The organism is Providencia sp. PROV061 (assembly GCF_011045655.1).
Classification (GTDB): Bacteria; Pseudomonadota; Gammaproteobacteria; order Enterobacterales; family Enterobacteriaceae; genus Providencia; species Providencia hangzhouensis.
The window spans coordinates 2,375,163-2,401,535 of record NZ_CP042861.1; the positions used below are offsets into that span (position 1 = coordinate 2,375,163).

General features: G+C 40.5%; 25 protein-coding genes. 11 read left to right on the forward strand and 14 right to left on the reverse strand.

What is annotated here, in order from left to right; genetic code table 11:
* Positions 1–362: 362 nt before the first annotated feature.
* Together cobO and FVA72_RS10780 are read right to left on the reverse strand one after the other, a co-directional pair.
* Positions 363–953 carry a cob(I)yrinic acid a,c-diamide adenosyltransferase gene (gene cobO, locus FVA72_RS10775; protein ID WP_036958117.1) on the reverse strand — a complete coding sequence of 197 codons (591 nt, stop codon included), beginning with the start codon at positions 951–953 and terminating at the stop codon, positions 363–365.
* Between the two features lie 5 nt (positions 954–958).
* Positions 959–1,723 (reverse strand): YciK family oxidoreductase, encoded by a 765-nt coding sequence (locus tag FVA72_RS10780; protein ID WP_110591757.1) that lies wholly within the window; start codon positions 1,721–1,723, stop codon positions 959–961.
* Positions 1,724–1,900: 177 nt separating this feature from the next.
* Between FVA72_RS10780 and sohB the strand changes: the two genes are divergently transcribed.
* Positions 1,901–2,947, forward strand: coding sequence for a protease SohB (gene sohB / locus FVA72_RS10785; protein ID WP_110591756.1), 1,047 nt, complete (start codon positions 1,901–1,903; stop codon positions 2,945–2,947).
* Between the two features lie 96 nt (positions 2,948–3,043).
* Here sohB and FVA72_RS10790 read toward each other — a convergent pair whose 3' ends face one another.
* On the reverse strand, positions 3,044–3,301 hold the full coding sequence (locus FVA72_RS10790) for a DUF2498 family protein (protein ID WP_094960535.1): 258 nt from the start codon (positions 3,299–3,301) through the stop codon (positions 3,044–3,046).
* Positions 3,302–3,591: 290 nt separating this feature from the next.
* Between FVA72_RS10790 and topA the strand changes: the two genes are divergently transcribed.
* Together topA and sodC are read left to right on the forward strand one after the other, a co-directional pair.
* Positions 3,592–6,198, forward strand: a complete 2,607-nt coding sequence (topA, locus tag FVA72_RS10795) for a type I DNA topoisomerase (RefSeq protein ID WP_004254195.1) — start codon at positions 3,592–3,594, stop codon at positions 6,196–6,198.
* Between the two features lie 315 nt (positions 6,199–6,513).
* Positions 6,514–7,038 (forward strand): superoxide dismutase family protein, encoded by a 525-nt coding sequence (gene sodC, locus FVA72_RS10800; protein ID WP_110591754.1) that lies wholly within the window; start codon positions 6,514–6,516, stop codon positions 7,036–7,038.
* A gap of 319 nt (positions 7,039–7,357) precedes the next feature.
* Here sodC and FVA72_RS10805 read toward each other — a convergent pair whose 3' ends face one another.
* Positions 7,358–9,391: a M13 family metallopeptidase gene (locus FVA72_RS10805; RefSeq protein WP_110591753.1), complete on the reverse strand. Its 2,034-nt coding sequence runs from the start codon at positions 9,389–9,391 to the stop codon at positions 7,358–7,360.
* A 315-nt stretch (positions 9,392–9,706) separates the two neighbouring features.
* Between FVA72_RS10805 and cysB the strand changes: the two genes are divergently transcribed.
* The 3 genes from cysB (at position 9,707) to FVA72_RS10820 (ending at position 14,371) form a co-directional block, all read left to right on the forward strand.
* Positions 9,707–10,681 (forward strand): HTH-type transcriptional regulator CysB, encoded by a 975-nt coding sequence (gene cysB / locus FVA72_RS10810; RefSeq protein ID WP_004254202.1) that lies wholly within the window; start codon positions 9,707–9,709, stop codon positions 10,679–10,681.
* Between the two features lie 278 nt (positions 10,682–10,959).
* Positions 10,960–13,632, forward strand: coding sequence for an aconitate hydratase AcnA (acnA, locus tag FVA72_RS10815; RefSeq protein ID WP_110591752.1), 2,673 nt, complete (start codon positions 10,960–10,962; stop codon positions 13,630–13,632).
* 295 nt (positions 13,633–13,927) lie between these two features.
* Positions 13,928–14,371 carry a hypothetical protein gene (locus FVA72_RS10820; RefSeq protein ID WP_036957705.1) on the forward strand — a complete coding sequence of 148 codons (444 nt, stop codon included), beginning with the start codon at positions 13,928–13,930 and terminating at the stop codon, positions 14,369–14,371.
* A gap of 110 nt (positions 14,372–14,481) precedes the next feature.
* Here the strand turns inward: FVA72_RS10820 and hemB are convergent, their stop codons facing one another.
* A complete protein-coding gene (gene hemB, locus FVA72_RS10825) occupies positions 14,482–15,459 on the reverse strand; it encodes a porphobilinogen synthase (RefSeq protein WP_036957706.1) in 978 nt (325 codons plus the stop codon).
* 189 nt (positions 15,460–15,648) lie between these two features.
* The gene (gene ribA, locus FVA72_RS10830; protein WP_094960627.1) at positions 15,649–16,245 is read right to left on the reverse strand and encodes a GTP cyclohydrolase II; all 597 of its coding nucleotides are present in this window, start codon (positions 16,243–16,245) and stop codon (positions 15,649–15,651) included.
* Positions 16,246–16,458: 213 nt separating this feature from the next.
* Between ribA and FVA72_RS10835 the strand changes: the two genes are divergently transcribed.
* The 5 genes from FVA72_RS10835 (at position 16,459) to yciH (ending at position 19,916) form a co-directional block, all read left to right on the forward strand.
* Positions 16,459–17,181: a phosphatase PAP2 family protein gene (locus FVA72_RS10835; protein WP_110591751.1), complete on the forward strand. Its 723-nt coding sequence runs from the start codon at positions 16,459–16,461 to the stop codon at positions 17,179–17,181.
* Between the two features lie 145 nt (positions 17,182–17,326).
* Entirely contained in the window at positions 17,327–17,644 is a 318-nt protein-coding gene (locus FVA72_RS10840; RefSeq protein ID WP_004254219.1) for a LapA family protein, read from the forward strand.
* Positions 17,645–17,650: 6 nt separating this feature from the next.
* On the forward strand, positions 17,651–18,823 hold the full coding sequence (lapB, locus tag FVA72_RS10845) for a lipopolysaccharide assembly protein LapB (RefSeq protein ID WP_004254221.1): 1,173 nt from the start codon (positions 17,651–17,653) through the stop codon (positions 18,821–18,823).
* A 44-nt stretch (positions 18,824–18,867) separates the two neighbouring features.
* Complete coding sequence (gene pyrF, locus FVA72_RS10850; protein WP_110591749.1) at positions 18,868–19,593, forward strand: orotidine-5'-phosphate decarboxylase; 726 nt, start codon at positions 18,868–18,870, stop codon at positions 19,591–19,593.
* Entirely contained in the window at positions 19,590–19,916 is a 327-nt protein-coding gene (gene yciH / locus FVA72_RS10855; RefSeq protein ID WP_110591748.1) for a stress response translation initiation inhibitor YciH, read from the forward strand. Before pyrF ends, yciH begins: the two co-directional genes overlap by 4 nt.
* A 72-nt stretch (positions 19,917–19,988) precedes the next feature.
* On the opposite strand, the gene nadS is transcribed toward yciH, so the two are convergent.
* From nadS to rsxD, 8 genes are all read right to left on the reverse strand, one after another.
* Positions 19,989–20,273: a NadS family protein gene (gene nadS / locus FVA72_RS10860; RefSeq protein ID WP_096863771.1), complete on the reverse strand. Its 285-nt coding sequence runs from the start codon at positions 20,271–20,273 to the stop codon at positions 19,989–19,991.
* A gap of 1 nt (position 20,274) precedes the next feature.
* Positions 20,275–20,607, reverse strand: a complete 333-nt coding sequence (locus tag FVA72_RS10865; protein ID WP_036957715.1) for a type II toxin-antitoxin system RelE/ParE family toxin — start codon at positions 20,605–20,607, stop codon at positions 20,275–20,277.
* A gap of 151 nt (positions 20,608–20,758) precedes the next feature.
* On the reverse strand, positions 20,759–20,977 hold the full coding sequence (osmB, locus tag FVA72_RS10870; protein WP_110591747.1) for an osmotically-inducible lipoprotein OsmB: 219 nt from the start codon (positions 20,975–20,977) through the stop codon (positions 20,759–20,761).
* 201 nt (positions 20,978–21,178) lie between these two features.
* The gene (locus FVA72_RS10875; RefSeq protein WP_110591746.1) at positions 21,179–23,122 is read right to left on the reverse strand and encodes an exoribonuclease II; all 1,944 of its coding nucleotides are present in this window, start codon (positions 23,120–23,122) and stop codon (positions 21,179–21,181) included.
* A gap of 139 nt (positions 23,123–23,261) precedes the next feature.
* Positions 23,262–23,903 (reverse strand): endonuclease III, encoded by a 642-nt coding sequence (gene nth, locus FVA72_RS10880; RefSeq protein WP_004254236.1) that lies wholly within the window; start codon positions 23,901–23,903, stop codon positions 23,262–23,264.
* Positions 23,904–23,922: 19 nt separating this feature from the next.
* Entirely contained in the window at positions 23,923–24,639 is a 717-nt protein-coding gene (locus FVA72_RS10885) for an electron transport complex subunit E (RefSeq protein WP_110591745.1), read from the reverse strand.
* Positions 24,639–25,268, reverse strand: a complete 630-nt coding sequence (rsxG, locus tag FVA72_RS10890) for an electron transport complex subunit RsxG (protein WP_036957719.1) — start codon at positions 25,266–25,268, stop codon at positions 24,639–24,641. Before rsxG ends, FVA72_RS10885 begins: the two co-directional genes overlap by 1 nt.
* A gap of 10 nt (positions 25,269–25,278) precedes the next feature.
* The gene (gene rsxD, locus FVA72_RS10895) at positions 25,279–26,364 is read right to left on the reverse strand and encodes an electron transport complex subunit RsxD (protein ID WP_004254245.1); all 1,086 of its coding nucleotides are present in this window, start codon (positions 26,362–26,364) and stop codon (positions 25,279–25,281) included.
* Between the last annotated feature and the right edge of the window lie 9 nt (positions 26,365–26,373).

A 26,373-nucleotide genomic window follows, 5' to 3' on the forward strand; every position in this document is an offset into this window, starting at 1 on the left:
ATCAATAGGTTGTGTTTACGCATTTTTAGCCTGTTAGGAGGATTTTACTCACGTAGCAATACGTAATCATTTTAATTAAAGAGGAGATTTTCAACAAATAGCATTAATTATTTTTATATTTATTCTTTATCGTTATAAAATAATTGTGATACTTGATGTACAAAAGTTAGCAAAAAAACTCATACTACCAAAAAATATTTTCCAATATGGAGTTCACACTAAATTAGTGTTACCAATGAAAAGTATTAAATAACTTTTTTATAGGTTAACTGATGGCTTAGTTAGAAAAATAGCTAGTGAAATAGATTAGAAGTGCAATAATAAAAAATAACGCCTTATTATTGCACTTTGTTATCGGATGATTACCAATCAATCCCTTTTTGAGCTTTAATCCCAATATCAAATGCATGTTTCACTGGGCGCATTTCTGTTACTGTATCAGCTAATTCGATTAAATCTCGGTGGCAACCTCTGCCAGTGATCACAACAGATTGATTGGCAGGGCGGCTTTGTAATGCTTGGATCACTTCTGCTAATTCGAGATAATGGTAACTTACCATGTAGGTGAGTTCATCTAAAATGACTAAATCGTACTGTGGGTCACTTAATAATTGTTTGGCGTAGTGCCAAGTTTCTATACAGGCGAGGGTGTCTGTCTCTTTGTTTTGAGTTTCCCAAGTGAACCCTGTGGACATAACATAGAAGGGAACGCCTTGGGGTTCTAATAGCTCACGTTCACCATTATCCCAGCCACCTTTAATAAATTGAACAACAGCGGCTTTTTTACCATGGCCTACTGCCCGGCAAACAGTACCAAATGCCGCTGTCGTTTTGCCTTTTCCATTTCCAGTAAAGACAATAACAATACCCCGTTCAATTTGAGCGGCTTCAATTCGTGCATCCACTTTTTCTTTTAAACGTTGTTGACGTTCTTCGTGTCGGCTTTGAGACATCATTTTTACTCCGCAGCACCGGGCTTGCGTCCGGGTTGTGCATCATAGCTACTTCCTGTTTTACGCAGGCTATCATCACCCATCAAATAGATATAAATAGGCATGATATCAGCAGGAGTTTTCAATTTAAGTGGATCTTCGTCAGGGAATGCGCTTGCTCGCATAGAGGTTCGAGTTCCACCTGGATTAATACAATTTACACGAAGATTACTGTGCTTATACTCTTCGGATAGAATTTGCATTAAACCTTCTGTCGCAAATTTAGAGACAGAATAGGCTCCCCAACCGGCTCGACCTTGTTTACCTACACTTGAACTGGTAAAAACTAACGAGGCATTAGGCGCTTTAAGTAATAGAGGGAGCAAAGCTTGAGTTAGCATAAATGTGGCATTAACATTTATTTGCATCACATCATGCCATAGGTCACTGGGTTGCTCAGAGATAGGGGCTACTACACCAAGTATTCCCGCGTTGTGTAAAACGCCATCTAAATAAGGCGTTATTGACGCAACTTGCGAAGCGAGTGTATGGCAGTCATCAATTGTTGCGGTTAATAAGTCTAATACAAAGCAAGGTGGATTCTTTCCATCTAAAGCCGCTACTTCATCACTAACTGATTGTAATTTATGCAGTGTTCTACCAACAAGGATAAGGGATGCACCATAGCGCGCATAAGTGAGAGCGGCTTCACGGCCAATGCCATCACCGGCACCTGTCACGAGAATAGTTTTACCTTTCAATAGGTCTTGTCTAGGCTGATATTGGAGCATATTCTTTCCTACTATTGTGATTAGCATGTATGGTTATCATCGCACTGATTGTGATAATTGGCTAATCTAACATAGTATTAACAAGGTTTGTCGTGCCAACTCTGTTTTTTTCTGGTTGTTTGCGCGTAATCGTGAGATTATTTTTGTATTGAAGATAAATATCAAAAGGATCAGATTGTGGAGTATTTCTCATTGTATGGGCTATTTTTAGCAAAAGTCGTTACGATTTTGGTAGCGGTGGTTTTGCTGGCTGTTTTTGTGTTTGGCGTAGGTATGCGCAGACAAGGATCAAAAGGTGCTTTGAAAATCACAGATTTAGGTGAAAGCTATCGTGAGCGTCAGCGCCAAATGCAACAGGTAAAAATGAATGAATCAGAACATAAGGCATGGCTAAAAGCATTTAAAAAACAGCAAAAAGCAAAATCAAAAAGTGAGAAAACTGGGGCTAAATTAGGCCAAACAGGGGTTAAAAAGCCTTGCTTATATGTCTTAGACTTCAAAGGTAGTATGGATGCCCGTGAAGTTGCCTCTTTACGTGAAGAGATCAGTGCAATTCTCGCTGTTGCAGACCAACAAGATGAGGTTTTGTTAAGACTTGAAAGCCCAGGTGGGATGGTTCATGGTTATGGCTTAGCGGCTTCGCAATTACTAAGAATCAAAGAAAAAAATATCCCACTGACTATTGCGGTAGATAAAGTCGCTGCGAGTGGTGGCTATATGATGGCATGCATCGCAGATAAAATTATCGCAGCGCCATTTGCCATTATTGGTTCGATTGGTGTTGTCGCTCAAATTCCAAATATTCATCGGTTATTAAAAAAGCATGATGTTGATGTTGAACTTCACACCGCTGGCGAATACAAACGTACATTGACCATGTTAGGTGAGAACACGGAGCAAGGTCGTAAGAAATTTGTTGAAGATTTAAATTCAACACATGAATTGTTTAAACAATTTGTTCATCAAAATCGCCCATCTTTAGATATTTCTGCAGTTGCAACAGGGGAGTATTGGTATGGTTCACAGGCGTTTGATAAAGGGCTTGTGGATAATATTGGTGTGAGTGATGATTTTATTATTAATGCGATTGATACTAAGGAAATAGTTAGTATCCGTTATGTATTAAGTAAAAAAATGATGGATAAGTTTATGGGAAGCGCGGCAAAGAGCGTGGATAATTTATTATTGCGCTGGTGGCAGCGTGGGCAAAAACCACTCTTGTAATTTCGAATTTTGCCTAGCGAATAAGCGTTTTTAAATCTACTATTAATTTACCGGCTTTTTAGCCGGTAAATTATATACAAAGAGCAAACGTGTTAATTAGTTATTATCACTCAATTGGTATTGTTCTGATAGTACATGAGCAAGGTGTTTGTACATATTAAAAGCAGCGGTACTCTTTAAGGTAGGGATATTGTTCTCATCTAAGAAGAACTCCCCTTTAAATACCAATGTACCTCGATGCTGCTCTACAGTATCAACAAACATACCATGAATATAATCATCATGTTTCTTTATGATATCATTAGCTTTTTCAAGTAACTCTTTTTTTGTGATGAACGGTAAATTGTCTTGCATAACTTGGCTTCCTTGAAAAAATAATTGGTTGCTTCTAGCATTTTATCAGGTAGAGTGTGTGGTTTTCAATTGTGACTAAACATCTTTATATGGTTAAAATCAGTCGACTAGAAGACACTTTGTGCCTTTTAGAATAACGTGATTGAGTTTATAAGTTTTGTTTCAACACAAATAATTGTTTAAAAATATATTGATATATTGTGATTGTGTCGCAATATAAAAAAGAGATTCTCATTTTGCGCATTTTAATGTAGAAATGCGCCATTGTTGATATTTAGGTAAAGGTAAATATGGGTAAAGCTCTTGTTATAGTGGAGTCCCCGGCAAAGGCCAAAACGATTAATAAGTATCTTGGCAGTGGCTACGTTGTAAAAAGCAGCGTTGGCCACATTCGTGATCTGCCGAAAAGCGGCTCTGGTTCACAAACCGGCTCACAAAAGAGTACAGGCTCATCTACCGACAAAACAAAGAAAGTGAAAAAAGATCCGCGTGACGCATTAGTTAAGCGCATGGGGATTGACCCTTACCATGGTTGGAAAGCGAATTATCAAATTCTACCAGGTAAAGAAAAAGTGGTCTCTGAACTTAAATCACTGGCGGAGGATGCTGATCACATCTACCTCGCAACGGACTTGGACCGCGAAGGGGAAGCTATTGCGTGGCATTTACGTGAAGTGATTGGTGGAGACGATTCTCGTTTTAGTCGTGTTGTATTTAATGAGATCACCAAAAATGCGATCACTCAGGCATTTGATAGCCCTGGGGAATTAAATATAGATAGAGTTAACGCACAACAAGCGCGTCGTTTTATGGACCGAGTTGTGGGTTACATGGTTTCTCCACTGTTGTGGAAAAAAGTGGCTCGTGGCTTATCTGCTGGTCGTGTTCAATCAGTTGCAGTGAAACTGATAGTTGAACGTGAACGGGAAATTAAAGCCTTCGTTCCTGAAGAATATTGGGAACTGCATGCCGACTTAGCCGATAAAGATATCGCTAATTTGCGTATGGAAGTCACTTCACAAGGTGGTAAGGCATTTAAGCCAGTCAATAAAGCGCAAACAGAGGCGGCGGTTAAATTACTGGAAAATGCCCGTTTTGCGGTTACTGACCGTGAAGATAGGCCGACATCCAGTAAACCGAGCGCACCGTATATCACGTCAACGCTACAACAAGCTGCTAGTACCCGTTTAGGTTTCGGCGTGAAAAAAACCATGATGATGGCTCAGCGTCTTTATGAGGCGGGTTACATCACTTATATGCGTACTGACTCAACAAACTTGAGTCAAGATGCACTCGACATGGTTCGTGGCTATATTAATGATAATTTTGGCGCGAAATACCTGCCAAAAGATGCCAATGTGTATAGTAGCAAAGACAATTCGCAAGAGGCACACGAAGCCATTCGTCCTTCTAGTGTCGATGTTTTACCTGAGTCACTAAAAGACATGGAGAACGACGCGAAAAGGTTGTATCAATTGATTTGGAATCAGTTTGTGGCTTGTCAAATGACACCTGCGAAATATGATTCAACAACCTTAACAGTCAAAGCAGGGGATTTTGAACTAAAAGCCAAAGGGCGTACTCTGCGCTTCGATGGTTGGACGAAAGTCATGCCTGCACTGCGTAAAAATGATGAAGACAAAACGCTGCCACCAATACAAGTTGGTGCGGAGTTGTCTTTGGTTGAGCTATTGCCTAGCCAGCACTTTACCAAGCCGCCGGCACGTTTTAGTGAAGCGTCCTTAGTTAAAGAGTTAGAAAAGCGTGGTATTGGCCGTCCTTCAACGTATGCAGCGATTATTTCGACGATACAAGACAGAGGTTATGTCAAAGTTGAAAACCGTCGTTTCTATGCAGAAAAAATGGGTGAAATCGTCACAGACCGCTTAGAGGAAAACTTTAATGATCTGATGAACTATGATTTTACTGCACGTATGGAAGACCAATTGGACCATGTTGCAAACCATGATGCCGAATGGAAAGCCGTATTAGATGAATTCTTCTCTGATTTTAGTAAGCAGCTCGATGTTGCTGAAAAAGAACCAGAGGAAGGGGGAATGCGCACCAACCCAATGGTAATTACCTCAATTACCTGCCCTGATTGTGAACGCCATATGGGCATTCGTACCGCATCAACTGGGGTATTTTTAGGTTGTTCTGGTTACGCATTACCACCCAAAGAGCGTTGTAAAAAAACGATCAATCTTATCCCTGAAGACGAAGTCCTTAATGTCCTTGAAGGGGATGATGCGGAAACTAATGCGTTAAGAGCCAAACGTCGTTGTCCAAAATGCGGCACCGCGATGGACAGCTATTTGATTGATAATGGCCGTAAATTACATGTTTGTGGTAATAACCCTGCGTGTGAAGGTTATGAAATCGAAGAAGGCGAGTTTCGTATTAAGGGTTATGACGGCCCGGTCATTGAGTGTGACAAGTGTGGTTCAGAAATGCACCTGAAAATGGGGCGTTTTGGTAAGTACATGGGTTGCACCAACGAAGAGTGTAAAAATACGCGTAAAATCTTACGAAGTGGTGAAGTGGCACCACCGAAAGAAGATCCAGTGCCATTGCCGGAACTTCCATGTGAAAAATCTGATGCGTATTTTGTGTTACGTGATGGGGCTGCTGGCGTTTTCCTTGCGGCGAATACATTCCCTAAATCACGAGAAACACGTGCACCACTAGTGGCAGAATTACAGCGTTTTAAAGACCGTTTACCTGAAAAACTCGCTTATTTAGCTGAAGCACCGGCTGAAGACGGTGAAGGTAACCCAACTGTCGTCCGTTTTAGTCGTAAAACGAAACAACAATATGTTTCTTCAGAGAAAAACGGCAAAGCAACGGGTTGGAGTGCATTCTACGTTGACGGTAAGTGGGAAGTAAAAGAGAAATAATCGCTCTCCTTTGTTTCCAAACAAAAAAGCCAATCATTTAATTAGATTGGCTTTTTTAACTTGTCAATTTCATATCAATGCCTATCAGTGAATAACCCGCTGTTATACTGTCCATTCCTTTATTTCTTATCGCTCACTGTGATACAGCCACCAATTTTTAACTAAACTCAAATGTAGCACCAAAGTGATAACTAATTTGTGTTAACTTAAGATAGAGTCGTTGTAGTTATCAATTGGCAGTAATAATCCTTACCTTGCTGAAATATTTAGGTAAGTCGATGGAATGATAGATAAAAGTTATCCACCGGAGGCAAAATGAAGTTAAAAATGTATTTACTGGCTGCATTATTGACAGCGGGGACAGCGTACGCTGCTCAGTCTACTGTTGTATTAAAAGAAGCGACACCCACAGGTGATGGTAAAGCAATAGGTGAGGTTGTTATCTCAGAAACGGAATATGGATTACTGTTCACGCCTAAATTAACAGGACTACAAGCAGGCATTCATGGTTTCCATATTCATGAGAACCCAAGCTGCGAACCTGCAGAAAAAGACGGTAAATCGGTACCTGCATTAAAAGCAGGTGGTCATTTAGACCCAGCCAAAACAGGCGTTCATAAAGGCCCTTATGATAACACAGGGCATTTAGGTGATTTACCCGGCCTAGTTGCCGATAGCCAAGGTAATGCTAATTATGCGGTGCTAGCGCCACGTTTAAAATCACTCAAAGATGTTCAAGACCGCGCATTGATGGTGCATGTGGGTGGTGATAACTATTCTGATAATCCAGAAGCGTTAGGCGGTGGTGGGGCTAGGATGGCCTGCGGCGTCATCAAATAATACGCGTCATATTTCAAGCTGTGGCGTTGTTAGCTGCGCTTGCTAACCCTAGTCACATACTTATGTATGCTCCTAGGGCTTAGCGCCGCTTGCTGCCTAGCCACAACTTGAACTATTTAGCGTATTGTATTGATTATAAAGTAGTTTAAAAGACAGTATTGCATTGATTAGAATATGATTTAAACAGCAGAATTGTTATCTGGACTTACTAATGTTAATTACATACTGATGTATGCTCCTAGGGCTCAGCGCCGCTTAATGCCTAGTCATAAAAAGAAGGCTCACGCTAAATTTCGAGCCTTCTTTTGTCATTGATAAATTACCAAATACGAATACGCTGTTCTGGTGCCAAATACAGGGCGTTATTTTTATCAACACCGAATGTTTCGTACCAGTCATCAATATTGCGTACTACGCCATTTGCGCGAAATTGGTTAGGGCTATGAGGGTCCGTCATAATCTTATTACGTTCAGATTCTTTATTTGACAGCTCTTGCCACGTGCGTGCCCAAGCAATGAAGAAACGCTGTAACCCAGTTGTTCCGTCAATAATTGGAGCCTCACCATTTGGGTAGTTTTCTTTGGCAAATTGCTTATAAGCACTTAAGGCAATATTTAACCCACCGAGGTCACCAATATTCTCCCCTAATGTAAGCTCACCGTTCACCTTTAAGCCATCAACAGTAAAGCCGTTATATTGTTCAACAAGCTTAGCGGTTTTCTCTTTAAAGTGGGTTTTAGCGCTCTCACTCCACCAATTACGTAACTGCCCGGTTCCGTCATATAAACTGCCTTGGTCGTCAAAACCATGGCCCATTTCGTGGCCGATGACTGCACCTATTGCGCCATAGTTATAGGCTGGGTCAACATTAGGGTCAAAGAACGGTGCTTGTAAAATTGCAGCAGGGAACACAATTTCATTTTGAACAGGGTTGAAATAGGCATTGACTGTTTGTGGCGTCATTCCCCATTCCCATTGACGAACAGGCTGACCAATTTTGCCAATCATATCATCATATGACCAAGCTAAAACTTGCTTATAATTCTCTAATAATGAATCGGGCTTGAGGTTAATCTCACTGAAATCATTCCATTGGTCTGGATAACCCACTTTAACCGTGAATTGTTCCAATTTTTTAAGGGCTTCTTGGCGAGTAGGCTCATCCATCCAGTCATTGACTTTTAAGCGTGAATTAAATGTTCCTCTCACATAACTAACCAAATCTTTAATTTTTTCTTTAGCTTGAGGGTCGAAATATTGTTCGACGTAAATTTGCCCTAATGGCTCACCTTGGAGTGAGTTAACGGTTTGCAAAGCGCGCTCTTGGCGGGTGCGTTGCTTCTCAATACCATTGAGTTTTTTCGAGTAAAAATCAAACTGTGCATCTGCGATGGTTTGGTTTAAATAACGTGCGTGCTCACTAATATACTGAAAGGTTAAGTAATCTTTTAATGTCGAAACTGGGGTATCTGCAAAAATCTTTGCAGTTTGTTCAACTGCGCTGTCCGTTTCAACGACCACTTTCGCAAGTTGCTTATCAGTTAACTTGCGGCTAGTAATAAAGCTATCCCAATCAAAACCTTGGGTATGGTTTTTCATTTCAGCTAAGGTCATTGCATGGTAATTTTTGATAGTGTCACGGCGGGCCTCAGGGCTCCAATGTACAGTTGCAATCGCTTTTTCTAAATCAAAAATTTTCTGTGCTTTTTGTGTGACATCTTTTTCACCGGCTAGCTCTAACATGGTAGCGATATAAGCGATATAACTTTTTCGAATATCTTCCATTTGCGGTGTGTTATCGAGGTAATAAGTCCGATTAGGTAGCCCTAAGCCGCCTTGGCCGATATAAAGCACATAGGTATCCGGTGCTTTAGCATCTAAGTCTACCCAATAAGAAATCAATGATTTGTAGTCGGGTTGGGTCATTAACTGGCTAATATCACTATGGCTTTTAGCTTTCTTAATGGCATCTAAATCGGATTTTATTGGGGTAATTCCTGCCTGTTCGATAGCCGTTTCATTCAGGTAACTAAGATATAAATTTCGAATATTTCGTTGATTATGCGTAAGTTTGTTTTCGGGGATCTGCTGTAGCTGGTCAATTATCGATTGAATTTGTTTTTCTGTATTTAAGTATAATTCCACAAAAGAGTTAATACGTGGCATACCGGTAGGGATTTGCGCTTTATTTACCCAATCTTCATTCACATAACGGTAAAAATCATTGCCGGGTTCAATCGTGTCAGACAAAACAATTTTTTGTTGTCCATAACTAACTTCTTTTGCCAATAGTGACGGGGCAAAAGAAATAGTCGACATACCAATAATTAAAGCCAAAACATTTAAACGCATGTAACCACCTCTCTTCGTTGAGAATTACGATATCCACTCTAATACGTTAAACCTTGGAGCGAGTGTTCTGCAAAATTTATTTCACTTATTGAACCACATAATGAAATAAAGTTAATCCGTCTTTGCAGTACCTTACTGCTTTTCTTCATTGTAGAGGGTATTTAGATGAAATTTTATCATCATACTGTTTATTCTTCAGAGAATGATGTTATATTGGTTATATCAAATAAATCAATTATAACTATTAGCTATATGTAATATTCTTTAGCTATAGATAGCAAATGCACATTATTCCTGTATGAGGTAGACTGAAATATGAAATTGCAGCAATTACGTTATATTGTTGAAGTGGTTAACCATGACTTGAATGTCTCCTCAACCGCTGAGGGGCTTTTTACATCACAGCCCGGTATCAGTAAACAAGTGCGGATGCTTGAAGATGAGCTTGGGATCCAAATTTTTGCGCGTAGTGGTAAGCACTTAACGCATGTTACTCCCGCAGGGGAAGAAGTGGTACGGATCTCCCGAGAAGTGCTATCAAAAATAGAAGCGATCCGCTCGGTTGCTGGGGAGCATACTTATCCAGATAGAGGTAGCTTGAGTATTGCCACGACACATACACAAGCTCGTTATGCTTTACCTCCGACAATCAAAGGTTTTATTGAGCGTTATCCACATGTTTCATTGCATATGCAGCAAGGGTCACCAACGCAAATCGCTGAGGAAGTGTGCAAAGGTAACAGTGATTTTGCGATAGCAACCGAAGCATTGCACCTTTATAACGATTTGATTATGTTGCCATGCTACCATTGGAATCGCTGTGTGGTCGTGCAAAAAGACCATCCACTTGCAACGAAAAAAAATGTCACTATTGAAGATATCTCTGAATATCAAATTGTAACCTATACTCATGGGTTTACTGGCCGTTCAGAATTAGATGTGGCATTTCAGAAAATTGGTCTTGAGCCCAAAATTATTTTTACTGCAACCGATGCTGACGTGATTAAAACCTATGTTAGATTAGGGTTAGGGATCGGTATTATCGCGAGTATGGCCGTTGACCCTGTTAGTGATAGCGATTTAGTTGTGATTGATATGCGTGATAAGTTCAGCTATAGCACAACCAAGATTGGTTTTAAACGTACTAGTTTCTTGCGTAGTTATATGTATGATTTTATGTGGCGTTTCGCACCGCATCTAACCCGTGATGTGGTCGATAAAGCGGTTGCTATACGTAACAATGAAGAAATTGAAGAGTTTTTTAAAGATATGAAACTGCCTATCATTTAATTTCTTTATATTTTTGCCTTGTCATAATTTGTAAGTAGGAACCCTAGTGATCGTATTTCTAGGGTTTTTATTATTATTACCGAGTTGGTGTACTTAGTTTTTTCCTGACTTATTTCCCTTCTTATCTTAAATTTCCTATTATTAATAGAGAAAAATTCAATATTTGGCACAAAATCTATAAATCAAATTTCTAGAGCAACTATGATTACAATTGGTTAACAAAAAATAATGGTGGTAAATACAAATATTGCCATAGCCATAAAAACCAAGGAGGAGTTATGTCGTTGAGTCTAAAAACAACGAGTGCTTCGACACTCAATGTTGGAAACAAGCAGTATAATTACTTCAGTTTAGCGATTGCTGAAAAAAAGCTCGGTGAGGGGACTAAATTACCTAAGTCATTAAAAGTTTTACTCGAAAATCTATTACGTCATATTGATGGCACCTCAGTTGTCGAACAAGATTTACAAGCAATAATTGACTGGCAAAAAAACGCGCATGCAGATAGAGAAATTGCTTATCGCCCAGCGCGTGTTCTCATGCAAGACTTCACGGGTGTTCCTGCTGTTGTTGACCTTGCCGCTATGCGTGAAGCAGTTAAATCCCTTGGCGGCAATGTTGAGCAAGTAAACCCGTTGTCACCTGTTGATTTAGTGATTGACCACTCGGTGATGGTGGATGAGTTTGCAACCGAATCAGCATTTGGCGATAACGTTGAAATTGAAATGGCGCGTAACCATGAACGTTATTTATTTTTACGTTGGGGCCAAAAAGCATTTAATCGTTTTCAAGTAGTGCCGCCGGGTACCGGTATCTGTCACCAAGTTAATTTAGAATACCTTGGCAAGGCAGTATGGTATGAAGAAATTGACGGTAAATTATATGCCTATCCCGATACTTTAGTGGGCACGGACTCTCATACGACGATGATCAACGGGTTAGGTGTGTTAGGTTGGGGTGTCGGTGGTATTGAAGCTGAAGCCGCGATGTTAGGCCAACCGGTTTCAATGCTGATCCCTGATGTTGTTGGTTTTAAATTAACAGGGAAATTATCCGAAGGGATAACAGCAACCGACCTTGTATTGACGGTAACACAAATGCTACGTCAACATGGTGTTGTGGGTAAATTTGTTGAATTTTATGGTGATGGCCTAGCGGATTTACCATTAGCAGACCGAGCAACGATTGCGAATATGTCACCAGAATATGGCGCAACTTGTGGTTTTTTCCCTGTTGATGAAGTGACGCTATCTTATATGCGTTTAACTGGGCGCAGTGATGATGAAATTGCGCTGGTGGAAGCTTATAGCAAAGAACAGGGTTTGTGGCGTTATGCAGGTGATGAACCTATTTTTACCAGTACACTTGAGTTAGACATGTCGACGGTTGAATCCAGCTTAGCAGGCCCTAAACGTCCGCAAGATAGAGTTGAACTCAGCCAAGTACCAAAAGCATTTCGCGGTGCAGTAGAGTTAGAAGTTAATAAAAAAGTTCAATCGAGCTATCCTTCTGTTAAATATCAAAATAAAACTTTTGAGTTAACCGATGGTGCAGTCGTTATTGCGGCAATTACATCTTGTACGAATACGTCGAACCCAAGTGTATTAATGGCTGCAGGACTATTAGCGAAAAAAGCCGTTGAAAAAGGGTTAGTCCGTCAGCCATGGGTTAAATCATCATTGGCACCGGGTTCAAAAGTTGTCACTGATTATCTTGCTGTCGCGGGTTTAACGCCTTATTTAGATAAGCTCGGATTCAATCTTGTCGGATATGGATGCACAACCTGTATTGGTAACTCAGGCCCATTACCAGAACCAATAGAAGAGGCGATTAAACAAGCGGATCTTACCGTTGGCGCTGTGTTATCGGGTAACCGTAACTTTGAAGGGCGAATTCATCCATTGGTGAAAACCAACTGGTTAGCATCACCGCCACTTGTTGTTGCATATGCTCTGGCGGGTAACATGAATATCAACTTGAAAACCGATCCTATCGGTGTCGATAAATCAGGTAACGATGTTTATTTGAAAGATATTTGGCCATCGAGTGCTGAAATTGCCCAAGCTGTACAGCAAGTTAAAACAGACATGTTCCGCAAAGAATATAATGCGGTCTTTGAAGGTGATGACGCTTGGAGAGCATTGAAAGTTGAAAGCTCTTCAACTTATCACTGGCAAGAAGACTCAACTTATATTCGCCATCCACCTTTCTTTGAAGGTATGCAAGTTCAGCCAGCACCGGTCAAAGATATTCATGGTGCAAATATTTTAGCGATCCTCGGCGACTCGGTAACTACTGACCATATTTCTCCTGCAGGGAATATCAAAAAAGAGAGTCCAGCGGGGCGTTATCTGCAAGAACACGGCGTTGCTGTTGCAGATTTCAACTCTTATGGCTCGCGTCGTGGTAACCATGAAGTGATGATGCGAGGAACATTTGCAAATATTCGTATTCGCAATGAAATGGTGCCAGGTGTAGAGGGGGGATATACCTTACATATACCGACAGGCAAACAAATGGCGATTTATGATGCGGCAATGCAGTATCAACAAGAAAATCGCCCATTAGCTATAATCGCCGGTAAAGAATATGGTTCAGGTTCTAGCCGAGATTGGGCAGCTAAAGGCACGAATTTATTAGGTGTGAGAGTTGTCATTACTGAATCATACGAGCGTATCCACCGTTCTAATTTGATTGGCATGGGGGTTATACCTTTAGAATTTAAAGATGGGGTATCTCGTAAAACTCTCGGGTTAAAAGGTGATGAACGCATTGATGTCACAGGGCTTCAGTCAATTACCCCAGGGCAGGATATCACGGTGAAAATCACTTATGGTAATGGGGATATAAAAGAAGTTATAACTCGCTGTCGTATTGATACCGCAACGGAGATGGATTATTACCGTCATGGTGGTATTTTGCATTATGTAATAAGACAGATGCTACATTAATCATTAAATTATGACACTTCAACGCCTGTAAGATTGTATCCTACGGGCGTTTTTATTTTTTAATATTTAATCTTATTTATCAATCTTGTTTTTTCTCAATATTTTTGATGGCAATCTACGTTATGGTGTTAAATAGACGGTAAATTAAAGGAGAAAATAGTCGCAACTAGGCTAAATGAAAATAGGGTGAAGTTCGCCATAAATAAGTTTCTTTGTGCAAAATAATTGAATGTAATAGCTTCAACATGGGGCACCATGTGACTAGCTTATCGAAAACACTATTAAGGAAATGAGTATGGCAGATATCAATGAAACCGATTTCTATAAAGGGGCATTGTGGGCAGCAGATATCTTATTAACCACATCCCATTTTGATGGTGCGAACGAAGAGGTTCGTGACATTTTGGAGCACATACCTAACTTATATTCTATTGTGATGAGAACACCTGAAACGGAAGTCCATGATTTGCGTTTATATGCAGACAAAGAATTTCCACTCGGCTTAAATGCAGATTATACCGCCATTACCATTGCGCCATTACAAGACTACTTTGATATTCTGCCGATGCCCGATCAAAACCCTGAAAGTATTACGGTTGAAGTTGATTACTGGGGAGTGGTCGCAACAACATCTGCGGGTAAACAAGATTTATTGATTGCTGGTTTGGCAACGGCAGAGCAAGCACAGCATTATGCGCAAACACTAACTCAACAACTTGAATTGCAAAGAGCAAAATAGCCATTTGGTTGTTAATTGGTCGATTTAAGTATTATTATTCAACAAAAATGACAAAAACCCGCACTACTGTAATTTTATACAGTAGTGCGGGTTTCTTTAACTGAATGAGATTATAACGCGTTGGCTTCGGCTAATTGTAAAGCGAAATAAGTGAAAATAAGATCAGCACCTGCGCGTTTGATTGACCCCAGTGTTTCAAGAGCCACACGAGTTTCATCAATTGCACCCGCTTGAGCAGCAAATTTAATTTGTGCATATTCGCCACTGACTTGATAAGCACCGATAGGTAATTGGGTATGCTCACGTAAATCACGAATAATATCCAAATAAGCCCCAGCAGGTTTAATCATTAGCGCGTCAGCACCTTCACGTTCATCAATTAGTGATTCATGTAGTGCTTCACGGCGGTTCATTGGGTTCATCTGATACGTTTTTCTATCCCCTTTAAGGCATGAACCCGCTGCATCTCGGAATGGGCCATACAGTGCTGAAGCAAATTTTGTGGAGTAAGACATAATGGCGGTGTCTGTAAAACCAGCTTCATCAAGTGCATGACGAATTGCGGCAACTTGGCCATCCATTGCCGCAGAAGGGGCAATAAAATCAGCACCTGCACGTGCAGCGGCAACCGCTTGTAAACCTAGGTTATGGATGGTTGCATCGTTATCAACGATATGGCCGTGCATGACACCACAGTGACCATGGGAAGTGTATTCACAAAAACAGGTGTCAGACATCACTATCATTTCAGGGACGGTTTCTTTACAGATACGTGACATACGTGCCACTAAACCATTTTCTTGCCATGCATCACTACCATTATCATCAAGATGATGGGAAACCCCAAAGGTCATCACTGATTTTATTCCTGCATTTGCGATACGCTCAATTTCATAAGCAAGGCGTTTTTCAGGAATACGCATAACACCCGGCATGCTGTTGATTGGCATATAATCGTCGAGTTCTTCTTCAACAAAAATTGGCAAGCAAAGGTCATTAATAGAAAGGTGAGTTTCTTGGAATAAAGTGCGGAGTTTTTCAGTTTTACGCAATCTTCTCATGCGTTGAATGGAATGCAGGTTGTTCACAGTATCTCCTGGTAGTATGCGGAATAAACCTCAAAAACTCAGTTTATTCGTCAGGGTAATCAGATGGCTAACAGTATAAACCTTATGGAAAGAAAGTGAATATAGCCGTGGATAAATGGCACACTTTGAATGGTGATAATGAAATAGGAAAAATAAAGGGAAGAGCAGAACACTCTTCCTTTGCTGAGGTCATTGGTGCTTAAATAGCATATGGCCCATTTTTTCTGCTTTAACGTCAAGATAATGTTCATTACTTGGGTTGCGGCCAACGATCAACGGAACACGTTCTACCACGTTAATTCCAGCTTCACGCATGATATCGATTTTTTTCGGGTTATTCGTCAATAAGCGGACTTCATTTATCCCCAATAACTTATACATATCAGAGCATAAGGTAAAATCACGTTCATCCGCTTTAAAGCCTAACTTAATGTTAGCTTCAACCGTATCTAAGCCTTGATCTTGCAATGCATAAGCTCGGATTTTATTCAGCAAGCCAATATTTCGGCCTTCTTGACGATGGTAAAGTAATACCCCTCGGCCTTCTTTACTAATCTGAGAGAGTGCGGCTTCTAATTGAAAACCACAATCGCAACGTAGACTAAATAACGCATCTCCTGTTAAACATTCGGAGTGGATCCGGCTGAGTACCGGTTCACTTCCTGAGATATCGCCAAAAATTAACGCTACATGATCACGACCGGTTGCGATTTCTTCAAAACCCACCATCAAAAATTCACCAAAAGGTGTAGGGAGCTTAGCTTCGGCAACGCGTTTTAGCTGCATATTTTCTTTCATTAGTTAAAGTAACTCTTGCTTAATTAATAACGTTTATCGATATAAAGTAGCTTAACTATAATACATCGATGCTATATGACGTTTAGCATATAGAGGTTGGTATTCTTTGCACACGACCAACGCTGTATTACTATAACAGAGTTAATAATAGGTGAATGGAATATTTGTATATTTAATAGAACTTTATTTGGAACACGTTGAATGAAAAAAACTGTTTTGGTCGTTTGTACTTTTGCATTGTTATTAATTATGCCTCCCATGGTGATGATAGTTACAGGGTGGCATTGGTCACCAGAAACCCAGTTTAACTCAATGAAATGGATACTCTGGCTGACAGACACTGCGGGAGCACCTTATAGTATTTTAACGTCTCTGTTATTTCTTGGCGCAGTTGCATTTATTTTTCGTTCAGAAAAAAAACAGCAACTGAAAATATTGCTTGTTCTTGTTGGTATTGTATTACTGCAGCAAGGTTTGAAGACGGCATTAAAAAGTACGTTTAAAGAGCCTCGCCCTTATGTGGAATGGCTGGCAACCGAATATCAAATTCCTTCATCAGACTTTTATGCGTTAAAACGTAGTGAACGAGCAAAATTAATTAAAGACACCGTCAAACAAGATGAATATATAGCGAAATGGCAGCGTAAACACTGGCAAGCAGAAACCGGATATTCTTTTCCTTCTGGTCATATGTTATTTGCGGCTGGCTGGGCATTGTTTTTAATTGCGATTTTTTGGCAACAACGTTTATACGTTTTATCGATAGGGCTCGCTATTTGGGCTGAGGGTATTGCATTTAGTCGTATGTTGTTGGGCATGCATTGGCCTATTGATATAATTACTTCAGTGATCATCAGTGCGTGTTTTGCCTTATTTGGTTATTATATTTTGCGAGCATGGGGAATACTGAGTAAAACCGATTAATCTTTCATCAAGTTAACCATTATTAGGGGAGATCTGACTTAAATCTCTCATTGTATAAAATAAATTGCTTTGTCTGAATGCGTTGGAAATGCTACCTTAACAGGTAGATATTATTGGATGAATAGAACTGATAACGGGAATAAATGTGAAATATTTTCTGATTTTATTACTAGCGGTCGCTTTTTTTATTATTTCGATTACGCTAGGTTCAAGCAATGATCAGGTTATTACATTTAACTACCTGATTGCAAAAGGGGATTTTTCATTATCGACCCTTCTTGCATCACTTTTTGGTGTCGGTTTTGTGCTAGGTTGGCTAGTTTGTGCTGTATTTTATTTACGAGTCATTGTTAGCCTGAAAAACGCACGTCGTAAAATTAGACGTTTAGAATCACAATTAGGTGCTGGAGAAAGTCATATTTCCGATTCAACCTCATTAGTGACGACTCAGAACAAGGAATAATCCTGTATGTTCGAGTTGCTGTTTCTGCTGCTACCAGTTGCTGCTGCTTACGGTTGGTACATGGGGCGCAGAAGTGCTCAACAAGATAAGCAACAACATGCGAATCGCTTGTCACGTGATTATGTGACAGGCGTTAACTTCCTATTGTCTAATCAACAAGATAAAGCTGTCGATTTATTCCTCGATATGCTGAAAAATGAAGATAGCTCTGCTTTTGAAGCACATCTCACGTTGGGAAATTTATTCCGTTCTCGTGGTGAAGTTGAACGCGCCATTCGCATTCACCAGTCGCTGGTGGAAAGTGCCGCTTTATCATTTGAACAACGCTTGCTAGCAACCCAACAACTCGGTCGAGATTACATGGCTGCTGGTGTTTATGACCGAGCAGAAAACATGTTTCAACAATTGACGGACGAAGTCGATTTCAAACAAAGTGCCTTACAATCCCTGTTAAATATTTATCAATTAACTAGTGATTGGACAAAAGCTATTGAAACAGCAGGTAAACTGGTTAAATTAGGGCATACAGAGCTACGTGAGCAAATTGCACATTTTTATTGTGAACTAGCGACTCAACAACTTGCTAGCGATGATCTCGAAGATGCACTGATCTTTTTAAATAAGGCAGAGCAAGCCGACAACCACTGCGCTCGGGTCTCAATTATGAAAGGGCGGTTGTTCATCGAACAAGGTAATTACGACAAAGCAATTCATGTTCTAAAACAAGTCTATGAGCAAGATAGAGAGCTCGTCGCTGAAACGCTACCTTTGCTGTTTGATTGCTACCAACATACTGGCCAAGCCGATGAGTGGGAAGATTACCTACGTCAGTGTGTTGCGGGTAACTCAGGGGCTATTGCAGAGCTTTATTTAGCGGATATTATTGTTGAAAAGCAAAATCACGAAGCCGCTGCAAATTATATTAATGACCAAATTCAACGTCATCCTACCATGCGTTTATTTTATCGTTTAATGGATTACCATCTTGAAGAAGCTGAAGATGGAAGGGCAAAAGAAAGTTTGATTTTGCTACGAAAAATGGTAGGGGAGCAAATTCGTACCAAACCCGATTATCGTTGCCATAAATGTGGGTTTACATCACGTGCATTATATTGGCATTGCCCATCTTGTCGCTCGTGGGACACGATTAAACCTATTCGTGGGCTAGATGGGCAGTGACAGCGTCACTTTTTAAATAATAACGACTCTTTAAAGGCTAAGAAATGATTTCCTCAACTGAGAACCACACACATTCACCAATTATTGTGGCACTTGACTATGAAAATGCTAATGAGGCTTTGGCTTTTGTGGATCGCATTGACCCACGTGATTGTCGCTTAAAAGTAGGCAAAGAAATGTTTACTTTTAATGGTCCTCAATTTGTTAAGTCACTCCATGATCGTGGTTTTGATGTTTTCTTAGATTTGAAGTTTCATGATATTCCAAATACTGTTGCCCGAGCGGTTGCAGCTGCGGCTGAAATGGGGGTATGGATGGTTAATGTTCATGCAAGTGGTGGTGCTCGTATGATGGAGGCGGCACGCCAATCTCTTGAGCCTTATGGTAAAGAGGCGCCATTACTCACAGCAGTAACCGTATTAACGAGTATGGATGAATCTGACCTCATTGGTGTTGGGATTAACCTGTCACCAGCTGCTCATGCAGAGCGTTTGGCCTTATTAACCAAACAATGCGGGCTAGATGGTGTTGTTTGCTCTGCTCATGAAGCCCAACGTTTAAAACAAATTTGTGGTGTCGATTTCAAATTAGTTACCCCAGGTATTCGCCCAACGGGAAGTGATGTTGGGGACCAACGCCGCATTATGACACCACAAGATGCAGTGAAGGCGGGTGTGGATTATATGGTGATTGGTCGTCCGATTACGCGTAGTGAAAACCCAACTGCCACATTACAACAAATCAATCAGTCTATTGAAGGTTTGCTATGAATGATTCAAATAGTCGTCTTGTTTACAGTACAGAAACAGGGCGTATTGCTGAAGATAAACCCAAAATTGAAAGGCCTAAAGGTGATGGTATTGTGCGGATCCGCCGTGAAACATCAGGCCGTAAAGGAAAAGGGGTTTGTGTTGTAACTGGTCTTGACCTTGAAGACAGCGAATTAGCTAAATTAGCGGCTGATCTTAAAAAGAAGTGTGGCTGTGGCGGAGCTGTCAAAGACGGTAACGTTGAAATTCAAGGCGATAAACGTGATGTTATCAAACAGTACCTTGAGGCGAAAGGTTTTCAAGTTAAGTTAGCTGGTGGCTGATAGGTTCGAAAATTTTACTGTTTGTCATGAGTGGCTACTTAGAAAGCCACTCATTTTATAACGAAGAAGTGGTTAAATTGCTGCTAACTCAGCAAATAAAGCTGGGTTACGTTTAATGGCGATAAGTATTTTAGCTGCTAGCCCTGTTGGGTTTCGTCGTTTAAGTTCCCAACTTTTAATTGTATCGAGGCTAGTTCCTAGTGCATGAGCTAATTCGCTTTGGGAAACATTCAGTTGTTCTCGAATAGCTTTGACATCAGTAATTTCGTAACGAGTAACATTAGCGGCTTTTTGATGGCCTTGTTTTATTTCAACAGCTTCTTCTAAAGAGGCTTTTAATTCGTTGAATATACTCATTTTATACCTCATTTTTTAGTAATTTCGTTAGTTTCTTTAATTCTGCTTTTTCTAAGTCATTTAGCGTATCTTTGACATTTTTTGGATAAGCCATTATAAAATAAATAATTTCTGCTGTAGCTAGGAAATAAATAACTCGTACACTTGCACTTTTTCCTTTATTACCAGTTGCCATCCTAATTTTACGAAGCCCACCCGTTCCTTGGATGATATCGCCCTTATCTGGCCATGCGATAAGTTCATTTTGTAATATCCTAAGTTCTTCTTGTGTGGCGATAGATTGGATTTGTTTGGTAAAAAAGCTGGTTTCAATAAATTCAATTGCGTGACTCACAGGGTTCCCTCCCTTTGTATTAATTGCAAGTGTACTTTGTACACTTTTTGCCGTCAATAGTTTAATAGATTATCGGATATAAAAAATAAAATAGCGTTCATACTGAACGCTATTTTAGATTAAGGAGAGCGACTAAAGGATATTATGAGATTTATTTGCCTACTTGGTGTCCAATAATTCCGCCAATAGCCGCACCACCTACGGTTCCTATGGAACTTCCGCCTGTCAATACAGCGCCACCAACAGCTCCTACACCGGCACCAATCGCTGTGTTTTTATCGCGTTTAGACATATTTGAACAGGCACTGACGCTGATAGCGACAGTAGTTATCACCATGAATGATAAAATACGCTTGCTTACTGTGTTCATTTTAATGACCCTTAATACAGATTTAACAGTTAACAAAATATCATGATAGGTAAATTTACGAATAAGAATAATCAGGAAAAAATATGGAAAAGTGTTTGCAGTTTAACGTTTAATGCGAATTTTAGGTTGTAAAAAAGTAGATAGAAAAATAAAAGACCATAGGTTTCAAACTATGGTCTTTAAAGAGTAGCAGAAAAGCTGTTATTCGGCTGGTCTAGCGACGATATTACGTGTTTCCATACGAACTTCATTAATGGTGACATTGATAATATCGTTAAGTTGGTAAGCTATTTCACCTTTAACAAGTACATTACCTGTTTCTTGGCTACATTGGATCTCATCACGAACACTATGAATAAAAGGCGCAGGAACAAAAGCTACAGCACCATTATCTACCAAACGGACTCTTACGCCACCGCGAGTGATATCAATAATTTCAGCTGGGAATTTGGTATCCGTACCTTCAAAAGGTTTTAAGTAACGAGAATAGAGCCAATCACCCACATCACGTTCAGCCATGCGGTTTGCACGACGACGTTCGGCTAACTTGATTGATAATTCTTCGGATGGCTTATTCGTTGAAGGTTTACCAGCAATAATGGATTTGATTAAACGGTGGTTGACGATATCGGTATATTTACGAATTGGTGAAGTCCAAGTCGCATAAGCTTCAAACCCTAAACCGAAATGCGGGCCGGGCTCAGCTTTGACTTCTGCGAAAGTTTGGTAACGGCGAATGCGGCTATCGAGGAATTGGGTCGGCTGTGCATCTAGTTGACGGCGTAGTTGGCGGAAGCCTTCTAGTGATAATAATGATTCAGCCGTTGTTTCAATGCCATTATCTTTAAGCGTTTGCACGACTTGGTCAATTTGTAGGGGTTCAAAGCCCATATGCACATTAAATACGCCAAATCCTAATTTTTCTTTCAGTACTGCGGCAGCACAGAGGTTAGAGGTGATCATGGCTTCTTCAACAATGCGATTAGAGCTGCGGCGACGTTCAGTCACGATATCAACCACAATTCCTTTGTCATCTAATACAAAGCGGTAATCAGGGCGATCTTTGAACACGAGTGCATTGTTTTCGCGCCATAGTAAACGCCTATCTGCCATTTCTTTAAGCAGCAAAATTTGTTGTTTGTCAGTGTCATTTTCTGGCTGCCAACTGCCTGTATTTTCAAGCCAATCAGAGACTTCGTCATAAACTAATTTAGATTTTGATTCGACCCAAGCGCTGAAAAACTCAATATTATCGTCAATGCGACCATCTTCTTTGATGAGTGCAATGCAGACTAAAGCAGGGCGACGTTCATTTGGGCGCAAAGAGCACAGGTCGTCAGATAATTTGCGCGGTAGCATTGGAATATTAAAACCCGGTAAATAGTTGGTGTAGCCACGGGCTAAAGCCAGTTTATCGAGTTCGCTACCTTCTGGTATATAGCTTGTTGGGTCAGCAATAGCGATATACAGTTTTAAGTCACCATTATCGGTTTTTTCAACATAGAGTGCGTCATCTATATCTTCAGTACTTGCATTGTCTATGGTTGTAAAGTGCAAGTGAGTTAAATCAACTCGTTCAATACCTTGGTCATCACGTTCGCTATCAACCATTTGCGGTTCATTACGGTCTAATTGGTGACGGCGTAACGTTACCCACCATGGTGCAAAATGATCATCTCCGTCAGTGATAAACTCAGTAATTTCAGCGTAGAAGGTTTTATCGCCTTTTAATGGATGGCGTCGCATTTGTGCAACAACCCAATCATCTTGCTTAAACTCATGAGTAATGCCATTGATAGGACGGCAAGAAATCATATCCTTCAGTAATGGGTGATCGGGAATGACAAATAAACGGTTATCATTTTCTTTCTTTTGTATTTTCCCAACAAACCTATCTAAAAAAGGTTCTACCAGTTCTTCTGGTTCTGCAAATTCACGGTCTTTATCGGTATGAACCGTAGCAATAATACGATCACCATGCATGACCTTTTTCATTTGAGGAGGCGGAATGAAATAGCTTTTTTGGCCATCAACTTCGAGAAAGCCAAAGCCTTTTTCTGTACTTTTTACCAGCCCTTCGACGCGTGGGGTTTGGGCATGTAGTTTTTGTTTAAGCTGTGCGAGCAGTGGGTTGTCTTGGAACATACTTACCGTTTAATTAATATTGGGTTTGGCTCTATTGTTACGTAAGACAAAGTCTTAGAGCAAGGAAAAAATGCGTTACCGGCTAGATTCATGATTAAAAGTATCGTTTATCTATAACCTATTCAAAATAGTATCTTGGTCAATCTTCTGGATATATTTTATCTTTAAATTCGCATAAATCTTCGATAATACAAGAGCCACAGCGGGGTTTGCGGGCAATACAAGTATAACGTCCATGCAAAATAAACCAATGGTGACAATCTACTTTAAACTCTGCAGGTACAACTTTAAGGAGTTTGTCTTCAACTTCAACGACATTCTTACCAGGAGCAAAGTTAGTACGATTGCAGACACGGAAAATATGCGTGTCAACGGCGATAGTCGGCCAGCCAAATGCGGTATTAAGAACCACATTTGCCGTTTTGCGGCCAACACCCGGTAAAGCTTCTAAAGCCTCTCGGTTTTCAGGGACTTGGCTGTTGTGCTTTTCGATTAAAATTTGACAGGTTTTATAGACGCTTTCAGCTTTGGTATTAAATAAGCCAATGGTTTTAATGTACTCTTTTATTCCATCCACACCGAGTGCCATAATAGCTTCAGGCGTATTAGCTACAGGATATAGCTTTGCTGTCGCTTTATTGACACTCACGTCAGTAGCTTGAGCTGATAATAAAACGGCGATTAATAGCTCAAAAGGGGAGTTAAATTCTAACTCCGTTGTAGGGTGTGGGTTGTTATCCCGTAGACGAGTTAGAATTTCAATGCGTTTTGATTTATTCATTGCTCACAAAATATCGTTGTTAAGAAATATGGCTGCCGCAACCTTGCTGTTTTTCATATTCACGTTCTGGTTGAATACCAGATTGTCGTGCGGCTCTTTTTTTCATTTTTTCATCAATTAAGTATTTCGCAGCTAATAGTAGTGCTAGGCCAATGAAGGCACCAGGCGGTAGCATAGCGAGTAAAAATGGAGAATCAAGATGTAATACTTCAATACGAAGGGAGGTAGCCCAAGAACCGAGTAACAAGTCAGCGCCATCAAATAAGGTCCCATTCCCTAAAACTTCACGAATTGCTCCTAGAACAAGCAAGGTCGCGGTTGCACCTAAGCCCATAGCAAACCCATCAAGGGTAGATAGCCCAACAGGATTACGAGATGCATAGGCTTCTGCGCGTCCAATCACAATGCAGTTGGTAACGATTAACGGAATAAAGATCCCGAGAGATTCATATAAACCAAAAGCATATGCGTTGATTAACATTTGTACCGCGCTAACAACAGAAGCAATAATCATCACATAAATAGGGATGCGAATTTCTGATGGCACCCAACGACGTAAAGCAGAAACGGCAACATTAGTACAAACTAAGACTAATGTGGTCGCTAAGCCTAGTCCTAATGCGTTGGTTGCTGTTGATGACACAGCGAGCAGCGGACAAAGCCCTAATAATTGAACTAATGCAGAGTTGTTTTTCCACAAACCTTGCACTAATAAGTCTTTAGATGAATCGCTCATTATTCGTCCCCACAGCGTGGATAATTCGATAATTGTTGTGGAATTTGTTGCATAAATACCGCAGTACGTTTAGTGGCATTGACGACTGCTCTGGGTGTAATTGTTGCCCCAGTAAACTGATCAAATTCACCTCCATCTTTTTTAACTGCCCATTTAGGGTCATTATCAGAGGTTATTTTTTTACCACTAAAATAAGTAATCCAATCAGATATTCGTGTCTCAATTTTGTCACCAAGCCCAGGTGTTTCATGATGTTCTGTAACACGAGTTCCCAGTACTGTACCGTGAAAATCTGTACCGACTAATAAATGTATAGCGCCTGAGTAGCCGTCTAATGCTGTTGTTTCCAAGGCAGCAGCAACAGGTTCGCCATTTTTACGGGCTAGATACAAGCGCCTAGGTTGTTTATTACCCAGTATGGCCTCATTAGTGACTAAATAACACTCTTTTGCGAGGTCATTGTCATATAAATCACTTGGTATCACTTGGTCGAGTAGTTTTTTCTGAACAATAGCAGCTTGCTCAGCAATGGTCTCTTTCGTTAACGTGTACACCGCAGCGCTAAGCGCAGTGGTTCCTGCTGCAAAGATGGCTAACGTTACCCCATGGCGTCTCATCGTGTTCAACATACGGTTATCCTTACTTATGTCCATGACCGTACGCACGAGGTTGCGTATAGTAATCAATTAATGGAACAGTAATATTGGCGAGTAACACGGCAAAAGCAACAGCGTCAGGGTAACCACCGTATACACGGATCACCCAAACAAGAAAACCGATAATCACACCAAAAATAATCCGTCCCTTAGGCGTTGTCGATGCGGTGACAGGGTCAGTCGCAATAAAAAATGCCCCTAGCATAGTGGCACCAGACAATAAATGAACCCATGGCGACGCATGTTGGCTATCATCAATTAAATAACTAACAATAGATAAAACTGCCAATGTACCTAAGAACGAAACCGGAATATGCCAGCTAATAATACGGCGCTGTAATAAGAACAAACCACCCACTAAATAGCCAATATTCACCCATTGCCAACCAATTCCCGCTAAGGAACCTTGTAAAATAGGTTGTTGTAATACTTCAGAAATAGAATGAGTCAGTAGGCCCGTTTTAAAGCTATCAAGCGGGGTCGCTTGGCTCATGCCATCAATGCCTGTACGTAGTTGCTCGAGGGTAATACCTGTTGGAGTATGGCCACTGAGAATAATGGATAGGCTATCAAGTGCAGAAATCGACATATTTTGTAATTCATGTGGAGGTAGCCAGTTTGTCATGTGAACAGGGAATGATATTAGCAAAACGACATAACCCACCATCGCAGGGTTAAAAGGGTTTTGCCCCAATCCACCATAACATTGCTTAGCAATCGTAATAGCAAAAAATGTCCCTAATACGATCATCCACCAAGGTGAGAGCGGAGGTAGGCTGATAGCTAATAATAATGCGGTCACAATGGCGGAATTATCTTTTAGTACAGGAACCACAGGTTGTTGGCGTAAACGAATAGAAACTGCTTCTGTGATAACCGCTGTTAGCACCGCTAAAATAATTTGGTATAAGGTGCCAACGCCAAAGAAATAAACTTGAGCAGCAATACCCGGTATTGCTGCTAAAAGTACCCAAAGCATCACTAAACTGGTGCTTTGATTGTTATGAGTAAATGGTGCGCTAGCAATTTTTAAACGGCGATTTTTCGCATCAATTGGCCTAAATTTCATCTCGTTATC

Bases quoted from the DNA above. Each gene is read 5' to 3' on its own strand.
- yciH (WP_110591748.1), top strand. From the start codon at position 19,590: ATGAATGATTCAAATAGTCGTCTTGTTTACAGTACAGAAACAGGGCGT.
- rsxG (WP_036957719.1), bottom strand. From the start codon at position 25,268: ATGTTGAACACGATGAGACGCCATGGGGTAACGTTAGCCATCTTTGCA.
- FVA72_RS10875 (WP_110591746.1), bottom strand. From the start codon at position 23,122: ATGTTCCAAGACAACCCACTGCTCGCACAGCTTAAACAAAAACTACAT.
- nadS (WP_096863771.1), bottom strand. From the start codon at position 20,273: ATGAGTATATTCAACGAATTAAAAGCCTCTTTAGAAGAAGCTGTTGAA.
- osmB (WP_110591747.1), bottom strand. From the start codon at position 20,977: ATGAACACAGTAAGCAAGCGTATTTTATCATTCATGGTGATAACTACT.
- topA (WP_004254195.1), top strand. From the start codon at position 3,592: ATGGGTAAAGCTCTTGTTATAGTGGAGTCCCCGGCAAAGGCCAAAACG.
- lapB (WP_004254221.1), top strand. From the start codon at position 17,651: ATGTTCGAGTTGCTGTTTCTGCTGCTACCAGTTGCTGCTGCTTACGGT.
- sodC (WP_110591754.1), top strand. From the start codon at position 6,514: ATGAAGTTAAAAATGTATTTACTGGCTGCATTATTGACAGCGGGGACA.
- FVA72_RS10835 (WP_110591751.1), top strand. From the start codon at position 16,459: ATGAAAAAAACTGTTTTGGTCGTTTGTACTTTTGCATTGTTATTAATT.
- ribA (WP_094960627.1), bottom strand. From the start codon at position 16,245: ATGCAGCTAAAACGCGTTGCCGAAGCTAAGCTCCCTACACCTTTTGGT.
- FVA72_RS10790 (WP_094960535.1), bottom strand. From the start codon at position 3,301: ATGCAAGACAATTTACCGTTCATCACAAAAAAAGAGTTACTTGAAAAA.
- FVA72_RS10820 (WP_036957705.1), top strand. From the start codon at position 13,928: ATGGCAGATATCAATGAAACCGATTTCTATAAAGGGGCATTGTGGGCA.
- cysB (WP_004254202.1), top strand. From the start codon at position 9,707: ATGAAATTGCAGCAATTACGTTATATTGTTGAAGTGGTTAACCATGAC.
- FVA72_RS10885 (WP_110591745.1), bottom strand. From the start codon at position 24,639: ATGAGCGATTCATCTAAAGACTTATTAGTGCAAGGTTTGTGGAAAAAC.
- nth (WP_004254236.1), bottom strand. From the start codon at position 23,903: ATGAATAAATCAAAACGCATTGAAATTCTAACTCGTCTACGGGATAAC.
- acnA (WP_110591752.1), top strand. From the start codon at position 10,960: ATGTCGTTGAGTCTAAAAACAACGAGTGCTTCGACACTCAATGTTGGA.
- rsxD (WP_004254245.1), bottom strand. From the start codon at position 26,364: ATGAAATTTAGGCCAATTGATGCGAAAAATCGCCGTTTAAAAATTGCT.
- FVA72_RS10780 (WP_110591757.1), bottom strand. From the start codon at position 1,723: ATGCTCCAATATCAGCCTAGACAAGACCTATTGAAAGGTAAAACTATT.
- cobO (WP_036958117.1), bottom strand. From the start codon at position 953: ATGTCTCAAAGCCGACACGAAGAACGTCAACAACGTTTAAAAGAAAAA.
- FVA72_RS10805 (WP_110591753.1), bottom strand. From the start codon at position 9,391: ATGCGTTTAAATGTTTTGGCTTTAATTATTGGTATGTCGACTATTTCT.
- pyrF (WP_110591749.1), top strand. From the start codon at position 18,868: ATGATTTCCTCAACTGAGAACCACACACATTCACCAATTATTGTGGCA.